This window comes from Nocardia uniformis NBRC 13702 (assembly GCF_001613345.1).
In the GTDB taxonomy this organism is placed as follows: Bacteria; Actinomycetota; Actinomycetes; order Mycobacteriales; family Mycobacteriaceae; genus Nocardia; species Nocardia uniformis.
Window position 1 is genome coordinate 19,295 of record NZ_BDCE01000072.1, and the last position, 16,937, is coordinate 36,231.

Here is a 16,937-nt window from a genome sequence, read left to right on the forward strand (position 1 = left end):
GAACGATGAAATTCGAGAAATATCGGTTCCATTTCGAACCGCGTGGCTAGAACATACGACCGCGTGTCGTCCTACTCCAGGGTGTGCGTGGTCACAGCAGGGTTCGGTCGGCCGCCGCAGGACCGAAATGTGACCCAGCGCTCAGCGCGATCCCGTATTAATCGGACAAATGGGACGGAACTGTGAATGGTGAGTGAATACCCTTAAGGAATTGTTCACTTGACCAATAAAGTGATGCGCAACGCGATTTTTACGCTTGACCGGGCTTGAGCACGATGAACAGGCCGTGCGCCTCGGCGCACAGCCGCTCACCGTCCGCGAGGGTGGCGCGCACGTAGACCTTGCGGCCCTCCTGCCGCTCGACCCAGGCATGCACCTGCAACTCGGTGTTCAGCGGCGTAATCGAGCGGTAGTCGATGGTGAGGGAGGCGGTGCGGGTGACCTGTTTGGTGTGTACCGCCGCCGTCATACCGAGCAGATCATCGAACCCGAGCGCGATATGTCCGCCGTGCGCCGCGCCATTGCCGCCGAGGTGGAAGGTGCGGAAGGTGATGCGGGCGTCCACGCCGTCGCTGCCCGCGCGATCGATCCAGAACGGCGGCAGGGTGATATTGCCGCGCGAGGGCAGGTCGTGGCGTCGCCAGGTCGGGGTCGACCACTCATCGACGACCGATTCGTCGAGCCGGTCATTGAGCTGCTTCAACATGGCGATGGCATCCAGGGCCACCTCATCGGTCGGGGCGGAGAGCCGGACCCGATCCATCAGTCCACGCACCTGCTCGATGAGCTCCCCGTAATGCGGTCCGCCCACGGAGTTGTCCCGCCCGAGCTCCTCGATCGGCCGGAATCCGCCTTCGTGATGCTCGGCGGTCGGCGTCGACTCGACCTGCTGCTCAGTCATAAGAACACGTTATCGGTTGCCGGTCGGATGCTCGCGCGGACCCTGCCCCGGAACCGCATTGTCGGTGGTGAGCGCTACCACGCGGTATCGGACTGCGGGTGGTGTCCGACCCGGTACTGTCGTTCGGGTGAAGGCACTGCGTCGATTCACCGTCCGCGCCCATCTGCCCGAGCGGCTCACCGCGCTGACCGAACTGGCGACCAACCTGCGTTGGTCCTGGCACGGGCCGACGCAGGATCTGTTCGCCGAACTGGATCCCGAACTGTGGGTCGAGGTTCGACGCGATCCGGTGCGAATGCTGGGCGAGGTGCCCGCCGCGCGGCTGGATGAACTCGCCGCCGATGCGGGCTACACGCGGCGGGTGGACGCCGCCGCGGCCGATCTACACGACTATCTGACACGACCGCGCTGGTTCCAGCGCCAGGACGGCGGGCCGACCGGAATCGCCTACTTCTCCATGGAGTTCGGCGTTACCGAGGTGCTGCCGAACTATTCGGGCGGGCTGGGCATTCTGGCCGGCGACCATTTGAAGGCGGCCTCGGATCTCGGGTTGCCGCTCATCGGGGTGGGACTGCTGTACCGGTCCGGCTACTTCCGGCAATCGCTGACCGCCGATGGCTGGCAGGCCGAGCACTACCCGGCACTGGATCCGCAGGGGCTGCCGCTGCGCCAGCTCACCGATGGCGGGGTGCCGGTGCTGCTGCACGTGCCCATGCCGGAGGGCCGCGTGCTGCGGGCGCGGGTGTGGGTCGCGCAGGTGGGTCGAATTCCGCTGCTGCTGCTGGATTCCGATATCGCCGACAATGATCCGGAACTGCGCGCCGTCACCGACCGGCTCTACGGCGGCGACCAGGACCATCGCATCAAACAGGAGATTCTGGCGGGTGTCGGCGGGGTGCGGGCGGTGCGCGCCTACACCCGAGCCAATGGTCTGCCCGACCCCGATGTCTTCCATATGAACGAGGGCCACGCCGGCTTCCTCGGTATCGAGCGCATTCGCGAATTCATGGTCGCCGGACTGGATTTCGACGCCGCGCTCACCGCGGTGCGGGCCGGAACCGTATTCACGACGCACACCCCGGTTCCGGCCGGTATCGACCGGTTCGCGGCCGGGCTGGTGCGCCGCTACTTCGGCGGTGCGCACGGAGACCGTGAATCGGTGCTGCTGCCGGGTATTTCGGTGGATCGCATTCTGGCCATGGGTCGCGAGGCCGACCCGTCGATCTTCAATATGGCGCACCTGGGGCTGCGGCTGGCACAGCGCGCCAATGGCGTTTCGCGGCTGCACGGCGAGGTCAGCCGGAATATGTTCGCGCCGCTGTGGACCGGTTTCGATGCCACCGAGGTGCCGATCGGTTCGGTGACCAATGGTGTGCACGCGCCCACCTGGGCGGCGCGCGAATGGATCGACAAGGCCCGCGAACTCATCGGCGACGAACTGGTGGAGGAGGCGCGCGGCTGGGAGGAGATCGGCACCGTCGATCTCGGCGAACTGTGGTCGACGCGAAATACCCTGCGCGCCGTCCTCGTCGACGAGGTTCGCCGCCGCGTGCGGGCATCCTGGCTGGAACGTGGCGCGGCCCCGGCCGAACTCGGTTGGGTCGATGAGGTTTTCGACCCGAATGTGCTCACCGTCGGCTTCGCTCGACGCGTGCCCACCTATAAGCGGCTGACCCTCATGCTGCGCGATCCGGAGCGGTTGAAGGCGATGCTGCTGGATCCGGACCGGCCGGTGCAGTTGGTGGTGGCCGGTAAATCCCATCCCGCCGACGATGGCGGTAAGGCGCTCATCCAGCAGATCGTGCGCTTCGCCGATGATCCCGAGGTGCGCCATCGCATTGTCTTCCTGCCCGACTACGACATGTCCATGGCCCGGTACCTGTACCGGGGATGCGATGTGTGGCTGAACAATCCGCTGCGCCCGCTGGAGGCGTGCGGTACCTCGGGAATGAAATCGGCGCTCAATGGCGGCCTGAATCTCTCCATCCGCGACGGTTGGTGGGATGAGATGTACGACGGCGAGAACGGCTGGGCCATCCCCACCGCCGACGGCGTGCGCGACGACCACCGCCGCGACGACCTGGAGGCCGCGGCGCTCTACGAACTCCTGGAACGCGCTGTGCTGCCGCGTTTCTACGACCGCGGTGTCGACGGTATGCCGGTGCGCTGGATGGAAATGGTCCGCCACACCTTGCAGACCCTGGGGCCGAAGGTATTGGCCTCGCGCATGGTTCGTGACTACGCGGTCGAGTACTACCGGCCCGCGGCCACGGCATTCCGTGCGATCGCGCAGGATGATTTCGCCGGAGCCAGCGCGCTCGCGGAGTATCGCCGCCGCATCGAATCCGCCTGGCCCGGAGTGAAGTTCATTCAGGTGGACAGCTCGGGTCTGCCGGATATCCCGATCATCGGCGCGACGCTGTTCCTCCGGGCCCGCATCGACCTCGGCGGCCTCACTCCGGCCGATATCTCGGTGCAGGCCGTCCTCGGGCGCGTCTCGACCACCGACGACCTCTCCGATGTCACCACCGCACCGATGATTCACACCGGATCCGAGTCCGGCACAGACATTTTCGAGGTGGAAACCCCGGTCCCGCTGTCGGGCGCGGTCGGCTACACCATCCGCATCCTCCCGCACCACGACCTGCTGGCCACCGACGCGGAGCTCGGACTGATCGCCTCACCCAGCCCGTAGCGGCGCACCGCGTCCTCCCGGCGTGCTTTCGGCCGGGATCCACGCCGTGATGTATCACACCGGATCGTGTGGATTCCGGCCACAAGCGTGCCGGAATGACGGGTGTGCCGTGGCCGTATCAGGTCACAGGATTTGCTCACAATTCGCCGGGTCGGATGCGGGCGACCGGTACGCGACAGCTACGGTGCCCTGGGCACCTGCTGTATCTTCCGGCCGACTGGAGAAAACACCACATGACCACCGACGTCTTGGCGCGGGCCAAGGGGCGAGTCGACGCGTACTTCGGCATCAGCGGCCACGGTTCGACCGTGAAGCGCGAGCTCATGGCCGGAACCGTCACCTTCCTGGCGATGTCCTACGTTCTCGCCGTCAATCCGATGGTGCTCGGCGACGCGGGTCCTCTGGGCGATAAGGGCATGCCCATGCAGGCCGTATTCACCGCGACCGCCGTGGCGGCCGTGGTCGGCACCCTGGTGATGGGCCTGTGGGCGCGGTACCCGGTGGCGCTGGCCCCGGGTATGGGCCTCAATGCCTTCTTCGCCTACACGGTCGTGCTCTCCATGGGGATTCCGTGGCAGGAGGCGCTGTCGGGCACCTTGCTGTCCGGCATCATCTTCTTCGTACTGGCCATTACCAAGGTCCGCGAGAAGATCATCAACGCCATCCCCATGCAGATGAAGCTGGCGGTGGGTGCGGGTATCGGCCTGTTCGTGGCCTTCCTCGGCCTGAAGAGCGCGGGCATCGTGGTGGCTAACGAGGCGACCTTCGTACACCTGGGTGACTTCCACGAGGGCACTACCCTTTTGGCGCTGCTCGGCCTGGTGCTGACCGTCATCTTCATGGTGCTGAAGTGGCACGGTGCGGTCCTGTACGGCATTCTCGCCACCGCCGTGGTCGGCATGATCAGCGGATTGGTGAAGCTGCCCGACGGGCTGGTATCGCTGCCGCACGGCCTGGATCAGACCTTCGGGCAGGCCGTCATCCATCTGCCGAACGTCTTCACCAACGAGAAGATGGTCATTGTCGTACTGACGATGCTGTTCGTCGATTTCTTCGATGGCGCCGGCACCCTGATCGGGGTCGCGCACCACGCCGGGCTGCTCACCAAGGACGGCAAGTTGGACCGGGCCGGTCAGGCGCTGGCATCCGATTCGATCGGCACCGCCGCGGGCGCGATTATCGGCACCTCGACCACCACCGCCTATGTGGAATCCACGGCCGGTGTTTCGGCGGGTGGCCGCACGGGTCTGACGGCGGTTTCCGCGGCCTTCTGGTTCCTGCTCGCCATGTTCTTCTTCCCGCTGTTCGCGGTGGTGGCGGGTGTACCGGCGGTGACCGCGCCCGCGTTGATCGTGGTGGGCGTGCTCATGTCGCGGGCACTCGGTGAGATTGAATGGGAAAAGCTCGAATACGCGGTCCCGGCCTTTATCACCGTGATCATGATGCCGCTGACCTTCTCCATCGCCAATGGCATTGCGATGGGTTTGCTCTTCTACCCGGTGATTATGGTGGCGAAAGGCCGCGCCCGTGAGGTGCATCCGGTCATGTGGGCGCTGGTGGTCGTATTCCTGGCCTACTTCTTCTTCCTCGCCGAGTAGCTTTCGGCTCCTCGTCGCTGCGGTGTAACCAGGATTACACTGTTTTTCACCTGTGGCGGAATAGGCTGCCGTGCTCGGTAGTTGGGTACCGAGCGAGATGGTTAAGCGGACTACGGTCCGCTTGATCGCGTGAAACGCAGTCGACCAGATGAGGAACTGATCATGACCGCACCGACCTCCGACAAGACCACCGCACTTCGCGACGCGCTGGCAGCGCGCGATGGCATCGACGCCACCGCGACCGATATCGGCCTGCTCATCCTGCGTATCGGCTTCGGTGGCTTGTTCGCCGTGCACGGCGCGCAAAAGCTCTTCGGCTGGTTCAACGGCTACGGCCTGGAAGCCACCCAGGGCATGTTCGACGGCATGGGCTACAACCCGGGCAAGCTCTTCGGTACCCTCGCGGGCCTGTCCGAACTGGGCGGCGGCCTGCTGTTGCTGCTGGGCCTGTTCACCCCGCTGGCCGCGGCCATCGTGCTGGGCACGACGATCAATATCGTCAATGTGACCTGGTCCGCCGGGTTCGCCGTGTGGGAGATGGGTGTGCTGTTCGCGCTGGCGGCCGCCGCTATCGCCTTCACCGGTCCGGGCCGGTACTCGCTGGATGCCGGTCGGCCGTGGGCTCGTCAGGGTGTGCTGTGGGGCTTGGCCGCAGTCGCCCTGGCCGTCGTGACGGGCGTGCTCACGCTGATCCTGAAGGCCGCTCTCTGAATTCGAGGGACATAATGTGTCCCCGCGCCGCGTGCAGGGCTTGGCGCGGGGACCACGGATACTTCGATGTGGGAATTGGGGTGCATCGGAGTACCGCCAGTCAATTTACTTCTATACGGAAGTAAGAGCCACCGCTGTGATTGGTTTCACAGCGGTGGTTTCCGCTTTGTGCGTTTACGTCGACGCCGGAACGGCGGTTCCGGTCAATCGTCGCAATGCCTTGGCTACCAATTCGGGATCGGAAGTTTCCCAATACGGCGGCAGTGAGGCGCGCAGATATCCGCCGTATCGCGCCGTCGCCAACCGCGAATCCAGAATGGCGATGACGCCGCGATCATCCACGCTGCGCAGCAGTCGCCCGGTGCCCTGCGCCAGCAGGAGCGCCGCGTGATTGGCCGCCACCGACAGGAAGCCGTTTCCGCCCCGCGATTCCACCGCGCGCTGGCGCGCCACCAGTAGCGGATCGTCGGGGCGGGGAAACGGAATACGGTCCAGGATCACCAGACTCAGCGAGGGGCCCGGCACATCCACGCCCTGCCACAGCGACAGCGTGCCGAATAGTGAGGTCTCCGGATCGTCGGCGAATTTGCGAACCAGTGCGCCGGTGGCGTCGTCGCCCTGGCACAGCACCGGGGTGTCGAGGCGTTCGCGCAGAATCTCGGTGGCCGCCTTGGCCGCTCGCATGGAGGAGAACAGACCCAGGGTGCGGCCACCGGCGGCGCGAACCAGGCGTTCGATCTCATCGAGATAGGCGGTGGGCAGGCCGTCGCGGCCGGGCGCCGGGAGATGCTTTGCCACGTACAGGATTCCGGCCTTGCCGTGATCGAAGGGCGAACCCACGTCGAGGGAGTTCCACCGCACCTGCTCCGCATCCGAGGGCGCCTGCGCGCCATTGGCCAGGGCCGGATCCACTCGACCGCCGGACTGCGGCGGCAGGCCCCAGGTGACGGCCAGATTGTCGAAGGAGCCGCCGACCTGGAGGGTGGCCGACGCCAAAATCACCGTGGCGGTGCCGAACAGGCGGCTGCGCAGCAGACCGCCCACCGACAGCGGGGCCATATGCAGGGTGCGGCGGGGGATACCGCGCATCTCGTCCACGGCCAGCCAAATGACATCGCGGTGCGCGGCCGGGTCGGATTCGGTGAACGTTTCCAGGACGCGGACGGCGGCATCGTGCACATCCTCGACGGCGGCCACGGCCTGGTTGCGGGCGGCGGCGGCCTCCGGATCGCCCTGTGGCGCACTGGAACCCTGCGGGTTCAATGCGGTGCGGGCATTCCAGGCGGCATCGCGAATGAGCGCCAGCACCGCGGCCGCGCCGTCGGGCAGGGTGTCCCAGCGGCCCGCGGGCAGTTCGTCGAGGTAGGTGTGCCAGGCCTCCGCCGCGCCCTCGAGGCGGTCCACCTCGCGCTCGTCGACGAGCTTGGTGCAGCGTTTGGCGGCGGCGCTGATGGCGGCGGTGGACAGTTCGGCGGTGGCCACGCCCGTCACCCGGTCGACGAGTTCGTGTGCCTCGTCCACAACCACCACATCGTGTTCGGGCAGTACCTGGATACCGCTGATGGCGTCGATGGCCAGCAGCGCGTGATTGGTGACCACCACATCGGCCGCACCGGATTCGGCGCGGGCGCGTTCGGCGAAGCAGTCCACGCCGAAGGCGCAGCGGGATTTGCCCACGCATTCGCGGGAGGTGACGCTGACCTGTCGCCAGGCCCGATCGGTCACACCCGGGGCGAGTTCGTCGCGGTCGCCGGTCTCGGTATCGGAGGCCCATTCATTGAGCCGCTGTACCTCGCGGCCCAGGCGGGAGATGGCGAAGGCGTCGAACAGTTCGGCCTCGGCCGGTTCGTCCGGAATGACGCTGTTGATTTTGTTGAGGCACAGATAGTTGTTGCGGCCCTTGAGGATCGCGAACTTCGCCACCCGGCCCAGCTGCTGCGACAGCGCCTCGGACAACCGCGGCAGGTCCCGGTCCACCAGCTGTCGTTGCAGGGCGATGGTCGCGGTGGACACCACCACGGTCCGTCCGGTGCGTACCGCGTGGCGCAGGCTCGGCACCAGGTAGGCGAGCGACTTACCGGTGCCGGTGCCGGCCTGTACCGCCAGATGTTCGCCCGTGTCGATGGAGTGCGCTACCGCCGCCGCCATGGTCTGCTGGCCGGTGCGCTCCTTTCCACCCAGTGCCTCGACGGCAGCGGACAACAGTTTCGGAACCGGTGGGAGTTCGGGCACGGCCGCCAGACTACTGACCCGGGCCGACAAGCGGATGCGTGTACGACCACTCGTCATTCCGGCGCGCTTGTGGCCGGAATCCACTGCGATGGGCTGACGCGCCATGAGGTGTGGGTCCCGGCCACAAGCCTGCCGGGGTGTCGGGGGAGCCGAAATGGCGATATTGCGGATGACCGGACCGTCCACGACTGGGAGGATGGTGCGAATGGGGAAGCTACTCGTCATCGGCGATCTACACGGCAATACCGGTCATGCCCTGGCCTTGCTGCGCGAGGCGAAGAAGCAGGGGTGCGATCGGATCTTCGCGGTCGGCGACTTCGGGGCATGGGAGCACGTGCCCTCGGGGCGACGCTACTTCGAAGTGGTGAACAAGGCCGCCCGTCGCGAGGGGGTGCGGGTGTACTTCCTCGACGGCAATCACGACAAGACCTCGCTCATTCACGAGCTCTACGACGAGAAACGCGACGACGAGGGCTTTCTCACCTGCCGCAGCCATATTCGCTACGCCCCCCGCGGCCACCGGTGGACCTGGGACGACACCCGGTTCGCGGCCTTCGGCGGCGCGTACTCGGTGGATAAGCAGCGGCGACTGGACTGGGAGGCGCAGCGCGCGGCCAAGCCGAACGAGCGCCGCAGATACGGCACATCGCGCGAGCGCGTCACCGCGGGCTCGCTGTGGTTCCCCGAGGAGCAGATGACCGACGCGGAACTCGACGCCCTGCTCGAGGCCGACAGCTCACCCGCCGACATCCTGTTCACCCATGACAAGCCCCGCGACTCCCACCCCGACTTCAACCGCAAGAAGCATCCCGACTGCCTGCCGAACCAGGCCCGCATCCAGCGCGTAGTGGAAACCCTCCACCCCGCGGTGCTCTTCCACGGCCACCTGCACTACCGCTACACCGACCAGATCTGGTCCGGTGAGGGCAAACCGACCCGCGTCGAAGGGCTGGCCGCCGACCCGGACGCCTCCCCGCGCTCCGACTACCACCGCGACGACTCCTGGTACCTGCTGCCGCTGCCGTATTCCCGTGAGACAGCGGGCATTCCGCTGGCGGCGCGCTGAAAGTCCCGACGCCCCGGCATGCCGTCCGTGTGGCACGCGCGTTCGCGTAATTCCGGCGTGCTGCCACTCCTGTAGTTCCGGCGGGTGGCCGCTCGCGTAATTCCGGCGTGAGGCGTTCTCTCCGGGGTGTGATCGCTCGCGTAATTCCGGCGTGAGGCGCTTTCTCCGGCATGTGGCGTTCTCTCCGGCGTGTGGCCGCCCTCGTCATCCCGGCCAAAAGCACGCCGGGATGACGGGGAGGGAAGGGCATCCCGGCAGACGGCCGGTGACGGTGTGGTTGACGGCGGTGGCGGACGGGTGTGGGTGCCGGAGTGGCTGACGGGTCGCGTGCCGGGTGGCGGAGATCGTGCGACGCCGTCAGCGCTCCAGTGTGCCCGCCAATTCGACTCCGGCGGAATGCAATTGGTCGATGGCCCGCTCGGTCGTGTCCAGGGCGACGGCCGCCGTGAGGCCGAGGAGCACGCGGGTTTCGAAGCCTGCCGCCTGGGCGTCGAGGGCGGTGGCGCGGACGCAGTGGTCGGTGGCGATACCGCAGATGTCGACGGCGTCGATGCCGTGGGTGCGCAGCCAGTCGGCGAGGGCGGTGCCATCGGCCGCGGTGCCTTCGAAGCCGGAATACCCGGCGCTGTAGGCACCCTTGGAGAAGATCTCCTCGATGGGCTTCAGATTCAGGTCGGGGTGGAATTCGGCCCCGGGGGTGTTCGCGCGGCAGTGCGGCGGCCACGAGTCGACATAGTCGGGGGTGGCGGAGAAGTGCGGTCCCGGGTCGATGTGGAAGTCGCGGGTGGCCACGACGGCGGAGTAGTCGGAGACCGCCAGATATTCGGTAATGCGGTCCGCTACCGCCGCGCCCCCTTCGACGGCCAGCGCTCCGCCTTCGCAGAAGTCATTCTGCACATCGACGACGATCAGGGCTCGGCTCATAGGGTGCACCTCCCGGGTGAAACTGTGGCGTTATGCCTGCTAATTGCATTCTGCCCCGCCATCAGCGCCCGGTCCACGGGGCCGAATTCGGGTGCGGCCGCGGTGTGCGACGAGAAGCCGATTCCGCCTCGCGGGTACTCGGTGCGTCGGCTCAGCGCACGAAGGTTGTCGGAATCGCCGGATCGCCGGCGGAGAGTTTCAGGCCTTCCCAGGGCAGGCTGACCAGTCCGCGCGCCAGCAGCTCGCGGCTCTCGCGCAGGGTCGGCTGATCGGCTAGCACCTCGCCGCCACGGACCAGCGGGGTCCGCAGCTCGCGGACCTCGTAGCCATTGAGTTCGGGGCGGGCGGCGGAAGCGGGGTAGACAATCTCTTCCACAATGGTGCCGGTGTGCCGCGCCAGTCGGATGGCGGCCTTGGTGCCGCCGCGAGATTCCTTGTGGGAGCTGCGCTTCGCCACCGGTACGCCGTCGACCTCGACCAGTTTGTAGACCATGCCCGCGGTGGGCGCGCCGGAGCCGGTAACCAGCGAGGTGCCCACGCCGTACGCGTCGACGGGTTCCGCGCGCAGTGATGCGATGGCGTATTCGTCCAGATCGCCCGACACCACGATCTTGGTGCGGGTCGCACCGAGTGCGTCGAGCTGTTCGCGCACCTGTCGCGCCAGTACGCCGAGATCACCGGAATCGATACGCACACCGCCCAATTCGGGTCCGGCGACCTCTATGGCGGTAGCCACGCCATTGGTGATGTCGAAGGTGTCCACCAGCAGGGTGGTGCCGACACCGAGTGCATCCACCTGGCTGCGGAAGGCGGCCGCCTCATGGGCGCCATCGGCTCCGCTGTGCAGCAGGGTGAAGGCGTGCGCGGAAGTGCCCGCAGTCGGCACCCCGAAGGTGCGGGCCGCCTCCAGATTCGAGGTGGCGTCGAATCCGGCCAGGTAGGCGGCACGGGCGCTGGCCGGGGCCGCCAGTTCGTGGGTGCGTCGCGACCCCATTTCGATCATGCGGCGGCCCCCGCAGACACTGACCATGCGCGCGGCGGCCGCGGCGATGGCGCTGTCGTGGTTGTAGATCGACAGGATGAGGGTTTCCAGCAGTACGCATTCGGCGAAGGTGCCGCGCACGGTGACGATGGGGGAGCCGGGGAAGAAGAGCTCGCCCTCCGGATAGCCGTCGATATCGCCGGTGAATCGATAGTCGCGCAGCCACTCCACGGTCCGGGTATCCAGGAACTTCGACACGATCGCGAGCTCGGGTTCGCCGAAGCGGAACTCGGCCAGCGCCGCCAGCAGGCGCCCGGTGCCCGCGACCACCCCGTAGCGTCGACCGTGCGGCAAGCGGCGGGCGAATACCTCGAAGGTGCAGTTCCGATGCGCTGATCCATCGGCCAGCGCCGCCGCCAACATGGTCAGCTCGTACTGGTCGGTCAGTAGTGCGGTGCTGGTAACGCCGTCAGCGATCTTCACCCGCCCACTGTAGGCACAAGCCGACCAGTCTCGGTGTTTCAAGCCACGCCCGACCGCCGGATCGCATAACGCGCCACTCCCGGCGTGTCGGATGGGCTGTTGTTTCTCCGGAGCTGAGTCGTACCCTGGTTGTTATGGGTCTGTGCACAGAAGACGCTGTCCGGGTCGCCGCCGGTCCGGTCGGCACGAACGTGACACTGTCGGCGGCACAAGCGACGCCTGAGGCGATCGAGCACACCGAGGTTCTGGAGGCCGAGGATCGGCCGTGGGTGACCGTGGTCTGGGACGACCCGGTCAATCTCATGCACTATGTCACCTACATCTTCCAGAAGCTGTTCGGCTACAGCAAAGGGAAAGCAACCGAGCTGATGCTGAAGGTGCACAACGATGGCAAGGCAGTCGTGTCGTCCGGGTCGCGAGACAAGATGGAACACGACGTGCAACGCCTACACTCGGCCGGCCTGTGGGCGACCATGCAGCGTGACGACTGACGAGGGCGACTACGGTAGGCCCGTGCGGAAGTGGAGCAGGAAGAACTCGCTGGGCGGGCTGAAACTGCGGTCCGAAATGGACGCCCATGAGGCGGAGGTACTGCGCTCCCTCGTCGGTGCCGTCACCGGACTGCTGACCGACCGTGCCCGTGCGGCACCCGAGGACGACCTGGCCGCGCTGACCGGGCTACAGATGGGCAACACCACCCCGCCCGACGACCCCCGGCTGCGCCGCCTGCTCCCCGAATTCCACCGCAAGGAGCCCGGGTCTCCCGACGCCGACCGCGCCGATCTCAATAGTGCCCTGCGCAGCCTGCACGAACCCGACATCATCGAGGCCAAGGTGGCCGCGGGGCAGGTGGTGCTGGAAACCCTGCCGCCGGAGGGCGGCAAGGTCACGCTCAGTCCCGAACAGGCCGACGCCTGGCTCACCGCCGTCAATGACATTCGCCTCGCCCTCGGCACGGCCCTGGACATCAGCACCGAAACACCGGATAGCTTCGATTCGGACGACCCCCGCGCCCCGCACTTGGACGTCTACCACTGGCTGACGTGGATGCAGGATTCGCTACTCCAGGCCCTCGCTCCCTGACGCAGCACCCGGGAACCCGGCCCTGCCGTGTCCTCCCCGACACCCCCTGTCATCCCCCGACACCCCGTCATTCCGGCGTGCTTTTGGCCGGAATCCACACCTATCGAAGTGGTGGATCCCGGCCAAAACACGCCGGGATGACGACGGTGGCGCGCAAGCATTCCGGGATGACGACGGCGGCTGGTAAGCGCGCCGGGATGACCAAGGTGGCTGGTAAGCGCGCCGGATAGCGACGGTGGCTCGCGAACATGGCGGGTTCATGAAAGGGCCCGCACACGCCGCGTCGCGTTCAGCGCGCTCCCGATGCGCGGGCTAGGGTGCAGCCCGTGAACAGTGCTGCGGGACCGCGCAATTCGCTCACCGACGTCCAGGGCCTGCTGGTCGGGCACCACTCTGTGCTCGATCCCGATGCGACCATCGGTTCGGGTGCGGCGACCGGTTGCACCGTGGTGCGCGCGCCCGGCGGGGCGGTCGCCGCCGTGGATGTGCGCGGCGGTGGGCCCGGGACCCGGGAAACCGATCTACTCGATCCGTCGAATACCGTGCGGCAGGTCAATGCGATTGTGCTGACCGGTGGCAGCGCGTACGGGTTGGCCGCCGCCGACGGGGTGATGCGCTGGCACGAGGAGCACGGCGAGGGCATTCCGATGGACCCCACCGATCCGAACAAGGTGGTGCCCATTGTCCCCGGTGCGGTCATCTTCGATCTTCCGGTGGGGGCGTGGGATATTCGGCCCACCGCCGACTTCGGCTTCCTGGCCGCGGAGACCGCCGCCGTCGATTTCGAGCGCGGCTCGGTCGGTGCGGGTGTGGGTGCGCGCGCCGGGTCCATCAAAGGGGGAATCGGCACCGCCAGTGTGCGTTTCACCGAGGGTCCAGCCGCCGGGATCACGGTCTCGGCGCTGATTGTCGCCAATCCGGTCGGCTCGGTATTCGACCCGCGCACCGGATTGCCCTGGGGCACAGGCACCGATGGCGCGGAGTATTTCGGACTGCGGCCCGTCGATCCGGCAAAGCTGGCCATGGCCAACGCTTTACCGGTCAAGGGCACTGTCCTCAATACCACCATCGGAGTTGTCGCCACCGACGCAGCCCTCGATCCCGCCGCCTGTCGCCGTCTGGCCACCACCGGTCACGACGGTCTGGCCCGCGCCATCCGCCCCGCGCATTCCCCCCTCGACGGCGACACGCTGTTCGCGATCGCCACCGGAACCGCCACCGTGGACCAGAGTTTCCCGCTTCCGCCCGCCTTCCCCGCCCACCTGCTCATGCTCGATCAGCTCTGTACCGCCGCCGCCGTCTGCGTCGAGCGGGCAATCGTCGACGCCATCCTGTCGGCCTCCGCGGTCGCGGACATCCCGTCCTACACCGACCTCTTCGCCAACTGACCGCGCGAGCTACGGACCTGCCCCGCAGTCGGAGTCGGAGGTTCGAGGTGAAGCCGCGCTGGACTAGACCCTCTCGACCTGTTCCGCCATTTGGGGGTTCGGGGGCGAAGCCCCTGAGACCCTCCGAGAGTCTCGGCCAACCCCTCCTGCGCCCTGCCGGGAATAGCCGAATATTCTCGTCTGTTGCGGGCTATGAGCGGAAGGATTCGACTGTGCTGGTGATCAAGGCCGACCTCGTCGACCAGATGGTGGCGCACGCGCGCGCCGATCATCCCGACGAAGCCTGCGGTGTCATCGCCGGTCCGGAGGGTTCCGATCGGCCCGAGCGATTCGTGGCCATGGTCAATGCCGAACGCTCACCCACCTTCTACCGCTTCGACTCCGGCGAACAGCTGAAGGTCTGGCGCGGTATGGATGACGCCGATGAAGAACCCGTGGTCATCTACCACTCCCACACCGCCACCGAGGCATATCCGAGCCGTACCGATATCTCGTACGCGTCGGAGCCGAACGCCCACTACGTGCTGATCTCCACGCGCGATCCGCAGCAGCACGAGGTGCGCAGTTACCGCATCATCGACGGCCAGGTCACCGAAGAGCCGGTCCGGATCGTCACCTCGTACGAAGCCTAAGGAGCATCCATGCCGGTCACCGTGTCCATCCCGACCATCATGCGCACCCTCACCGGTGGTGAGAAGCGCGTGCAGGCACAGGGATCCACCCTCGCCGCCCTCATCGACGACCTGGACACCAATTACTCGGGTCTGAAGGCGAAGCTGCTGTCGGACGGCAAACTGAACCGCTACGTCAATATCTATATCGATGATGAGGATGTGCGCTTCGCGGGCGGACTCGAGGCCGAGGTGCCCGCCGACGGCACCGTCACCATCCTTCCGGCTGTCGCCGGTGGCGCGCGCTAACCGTGGCGCGCTACGAGTCGCTGATCGCGACGCTGGGTGATACCCCACTGGTCGGACTGCGCAACCTGTCCCCGCAGTGGGACGGGGACAACCATGTGCGGCTGTGGGCCAAACTCGAGGACCGCAATCCGACCGGCTCCATCAAGGACCGCCCGGCGCTGCGCATGATCGAACAGGCCGAGGCCGAGGGACGGTTGACACCCGGGTGCACGATTCTCGAGCCGACCAGCGGTAATACCGGTATCTCCCTCGCAATGGCCGCCAAGCTCAAGGGCTATCAGTTGGTATGCGTCATGCCGGAGAACACCTCGGTGGAGCGGCGGCAGTTGCTCACCATGTTCGGTGCGCGCATTATCGACTCTCCGGCCGCGGGCGGTTCCAATCAGGCTGTCGCCCTGGCCAAACAGATCGCCGCGGAGAACCCGGACTGGGTCATGCTCTACCAGTACGGCAATCCGGCCAACGCGCTCGCGCACTACGAGGGCACCGGTCCGGAAATCCTGGCCGACCTGCCGGAGATCACCCACTTCGTCGCCGGACTCGGCACCACCGGCACCCTGATGGGCGTCGGCCGCTACCTGCGCGAAAAGCTGCCCGATATCGATATCGTCGCCGCCGAACCGCGCTACGGCGAACTGGTCTACGGCCTGCGCAATCTCGAGGAGGGCTTCGTCCCGGAGCTCTACGACGAGTCGGTGCTGACCTCGCGCTTCTCGGTCGGCCCCTACGATGCGGTCCGGCGCACCCGTGAACTCGTCGGCGAAGAGGGCATTTTCGCGGGTATCTCCACCGGCGCGATCCTGCACGCCGCCCTCGGCGTCGCGAAGAAGGCGCACAGGGCGGGCAAGCGCGCCGATATCGCCTTCGTCGTCGCCGACGCGGGCTGGAAATACCTGTCCACCGGCGCGTACGACGGCACCCTCGAAGAAGCCGAAGAGCGCCTCGACGGCCAACTCTGGGCCTGACACCCCGCACCGGGTGCTCTCCCGGTCGTACCGGAGTGCTCTCACCTCCGGTCGTACCGGCGTGCTCTCATCTCCCGTCATCCCGGCATGCTTTGGCCGGGATCCACTACGCGCCAAAGGTGGATTCCGGCCAAAAGCGCGCCGGAATGAGAGGGGCGCGGCCGCCGGACCGCGGCGCAGCGATCAGGCCGGGAATGACGGGCTGGTGCCGCCGTCGGCACAGGTACGCTCGGAGACGAGGACTGCGCTAGGAGGTTCCATGAGCGGCGGTACCGGAATGGGCGCGTCATTCGATCCGGAGCGGATCGGGCGGCTGCGATCCGGGTTGACCAATCCCCAAACAGTGACGCGCGGCACAGGCGCGTTGAAATCGCTGTGGCAGCGCGCGATTGCGATCATTCTCGCGTTTACGGCGATGCTCTACGGGATAGAGGGCATTGATTCCGCCACCGGGCATCAGCTCGAATACTCGGGTATCGAGCCGCGCGAGGCCGACGGTTTGAGCGGAATTCTGTTCGCGCCGTTACTGCATGCCGATTGGAATCATCTGATCGCGAATACCATGCCGCTCATCGTGCTGGGTTTGCTGACCCTGCTCTCCGGAATCGGGCGGGGGCTGGCGGCGACCGCGATTATCTGGGTGATCGGCGGTTTCGGTACCTGGCTGACCGGCGCTGACAACTCGGTGCACATCGGCGCGTCCGGATTGATATTCGGCTTCCTCACATATTTGATCTCGCGGGGCCTGTTCGCACGCAATGTGGCTCAGATCGCGATCGGCCTCGTAGTGGGGTTGCTGTACGGCTCGATTTTGTGGGGAGTTCTGCCGGGACAGGACGGAATCTCTTGGCAAGGCCATCTTTTCGGGGCGGTGGGTGGACTGGTTGCCGGGTGGGTACTCTCTGGTGATGCACGTCGTCATCGTCGCGGGGCTAACGCCGGCCGTCTTGCGTCGTCGGGGTGACAGCGGACCCGGTCGGCGATATGGG

At 66.6% G+C, this 16,937-nt stretch carries 15 protein-coding genes; 11 read left to right on the forward strand and 4 right to left on the reverse strand.

Annotated elements, in window-relative coordinates; all coding sequences use genetic code 11:
* Positions 1-250: 250 nt before the first annotated feature.
* The gene (locus NU1_RS26680) at positions 251-901 is read right to left on the reverse strand and encodes a PaaI family thioesterase (protein ID WP_067525509.1); all 651 of its coding nucleotides are present in this window, start codon (positions 899-901) and stop codon (positions 251-253) included.
* A gap of 127 nt (positions 902-1,028) precedes the next feature.
* Between NU1_RS26680 and glgP the strand changes: the two genes are divergently transcribed.
* The 3 genes from glgP to NU1_RS26695 all read left to right on the forward strand — a co-directional run bounded on the left by glgP (position 1,029) and on the right by NU1_RS26695 (position 5,905).
* Positions 1,029-3,596 carry an alpha-glucan family phosphorylase gene (glgP, locus tag NU1_RS26685; RefSeq protein ID WP_067525511.1) on the forward strand — a complete coding sequence of 856 codons (2,568 nt, stop codon included), beginning with the start codon at positions 1,029-1,031 and terminating at the stop codon, positions 3,594-3,596.
* 233 nt (positions 3,597-3,829) lie between these two features.
* On the forward strand, positions 3,830-5,194 hold the full coding sequence (locus NU1_RS26690; RefSeq protein WP_067525513.1) for an NCS2 family permease: 1,365 nt from the start codon (positions 3,830-3,832) through the stop codon (positions 5,192-5,194).
* Positions 5,195-5,356: 162 nt separating this feature from the next.
* Positions 5,357-5,905, forward strand: coding sequence for a DoxX family protein (locus NU1_RS26695; RefSeq protein WP_067525515.1), 549 nt, complete (start codon positions 5,357-5,359; stop codon positions 5,903-5,905).
* Between the two features lie 174 nt (positions 5,906-6,079).
* Here NU1_RS26695 and NU1_RS26700 read toward each other — a convergent pair whose 3' ends face one another.
* A complete protein-coding gene (locus tag NU1_RS26700; RefSeq protein ID WP_067525762.1) occupies positions 6,080-8,137 on the reverse strand; it encodes an ATP-dependent DNA helicase in 2,058 nt (685 codons plus the stop codon).
* Positions 8,138-8,342: 205 nt separating this feature from the next.
* Between NU1_RS26700 and NU1_RS26705 the strand changes: the two genes are divergently transcribed.
* The gene (locus NU1_RS26705; protein ID WP_067525517.1) at positions 8,343-9,203 is read left to right on the forward strand and encodes a metallophosphoesterase family protein; all 861 of its coding nucleotides are present in this window, start codon (positions 8,343-8,345) and stop codon (positions 9,201-9,203) included.
* Between the two features lie 357 nt (positions 9,204-9,560).
* Here NU1_RS26705 and NU1_RS26710 read toward each other — a convergent pair whose 3' ends face one another.
* Positions 9,561-10,127: a nicotinamidase gene (locus NU1_RS26710; RefSeq protein WP_067525519.1), complete on the reverse strand. Its 567-nt coding sequence runs from the start codon at positions 10,125-10,127 to the stop codon at positions 9,561-9,563.
* Positions 10,128-10,278: 151 nt separating this feature from the next.
* Positions 10,279-11,592 carry a nicotinate phosphoribosyltransferase gene (locus NU1_RS26715; RefSeq protein ID WP_067525521.1) on the reverse strand — a complete coding sequence of 438 codons (1,314 nt, stop codon included), beginning with the start codon at positions 11,590-11,592 and terminating at the stop codon, positions 10,279-10,281.
* Between the two features lie 134 nt (positions 11,593-11,726).
* Here NU1_RS26715 and clpS point away from each other — a divergent pair, with 134 nt between their 5' ends.
* From clpS to NU1_RS26750, 7 genes are all read left to right on the forward strand, one after another.
* A complete protein-coding gene (gene clpS, locus NU1_RS26720; RefSeq protein WP_157553076.1) occupies positions 11,727-12,083 on the forward strand; it encodes an ATP-dependent Clp protease adapter ClpS in 357 nt (118 codons plus the stop codon).
* Positions 12,084-12,105: 22 nt separating this feature from the next.
* On the forward strand, positions 12,106-12,675 hold the full coding sequence (gene aosR / locus NU1_RS26725; protein ID WP_067525523.1) for an oxidative stress transcriptional regulator AosR: 570 nt from the start codon (positions 12,106-12,108) through the stop codon (positions 12,673-12,675).
* Between the two features lie 326 nt (positions 12,676-13,001).
* Entirely contained in the window at positions 13,002-14,063 is a 1,062-nt protein-coding gene (locus NU1_RS26730; RefSeq protein ID WP_067525525.1) for a P1 family peptidase, read from the forward strand.
* Positions 14,064-14,275: 212 nt separating this feature from the next.
* Positions 14,276-14,695 carry a M67 family metallopeptidase gene (locus NU1_RS26735; RefSeq protein WP_067525527.1) on the forward strand — a complete coding sequence of 140 codons (420 nt, stop codon included), beginning with the start codon at positions 14,276-14,278 and terminating at the stop codon, positions 14,693-14,695.
* A gap of 9 nt (positions 14,696-14,704) precedes the next feature.
* Positions 14,705-14,983 carry a MoaD/ThiS family protein gene (locus tag NU1_RS26740; RefSeq protein ID WP_067525533.1) on the forward strand — a complete coding sequence of 93 codons (279 nt, stop codon included), beginning with the start codon at positions 14,705-14,707 and terminating at the stop codon, positions 14,981-14,983.
* A gap of 2 nt (positions 14,984-14,985) precedes the next feature.
* Positions 14,986-15,948: a PLP-dependent cysteine synthase family protein gene (locus tag NU1_RS26745; protein WP_067525535.1), complete on the forward strand. Its 963-nt coding sequence runs from the start codon at positions 14,986-14,988 to the stop codon at positions 15,946-15,948.
* A gap of 259 nt (positions 15,949-16,207) precedes the next feature.
* Positions 16,208-16,912 (forward strand): rhomboid family intramembrane serine protease, encoded by a 705-nt coding sequence (locus tag NU1_RS26750; RefSeq protein WP_245720324.1) that lies wholly within the window; start codon positions 16,208-16,210, stop codon positions 16,910-16,912.
* Positions 16,913-16,937 lie beyond the last annotated feature (25 nt).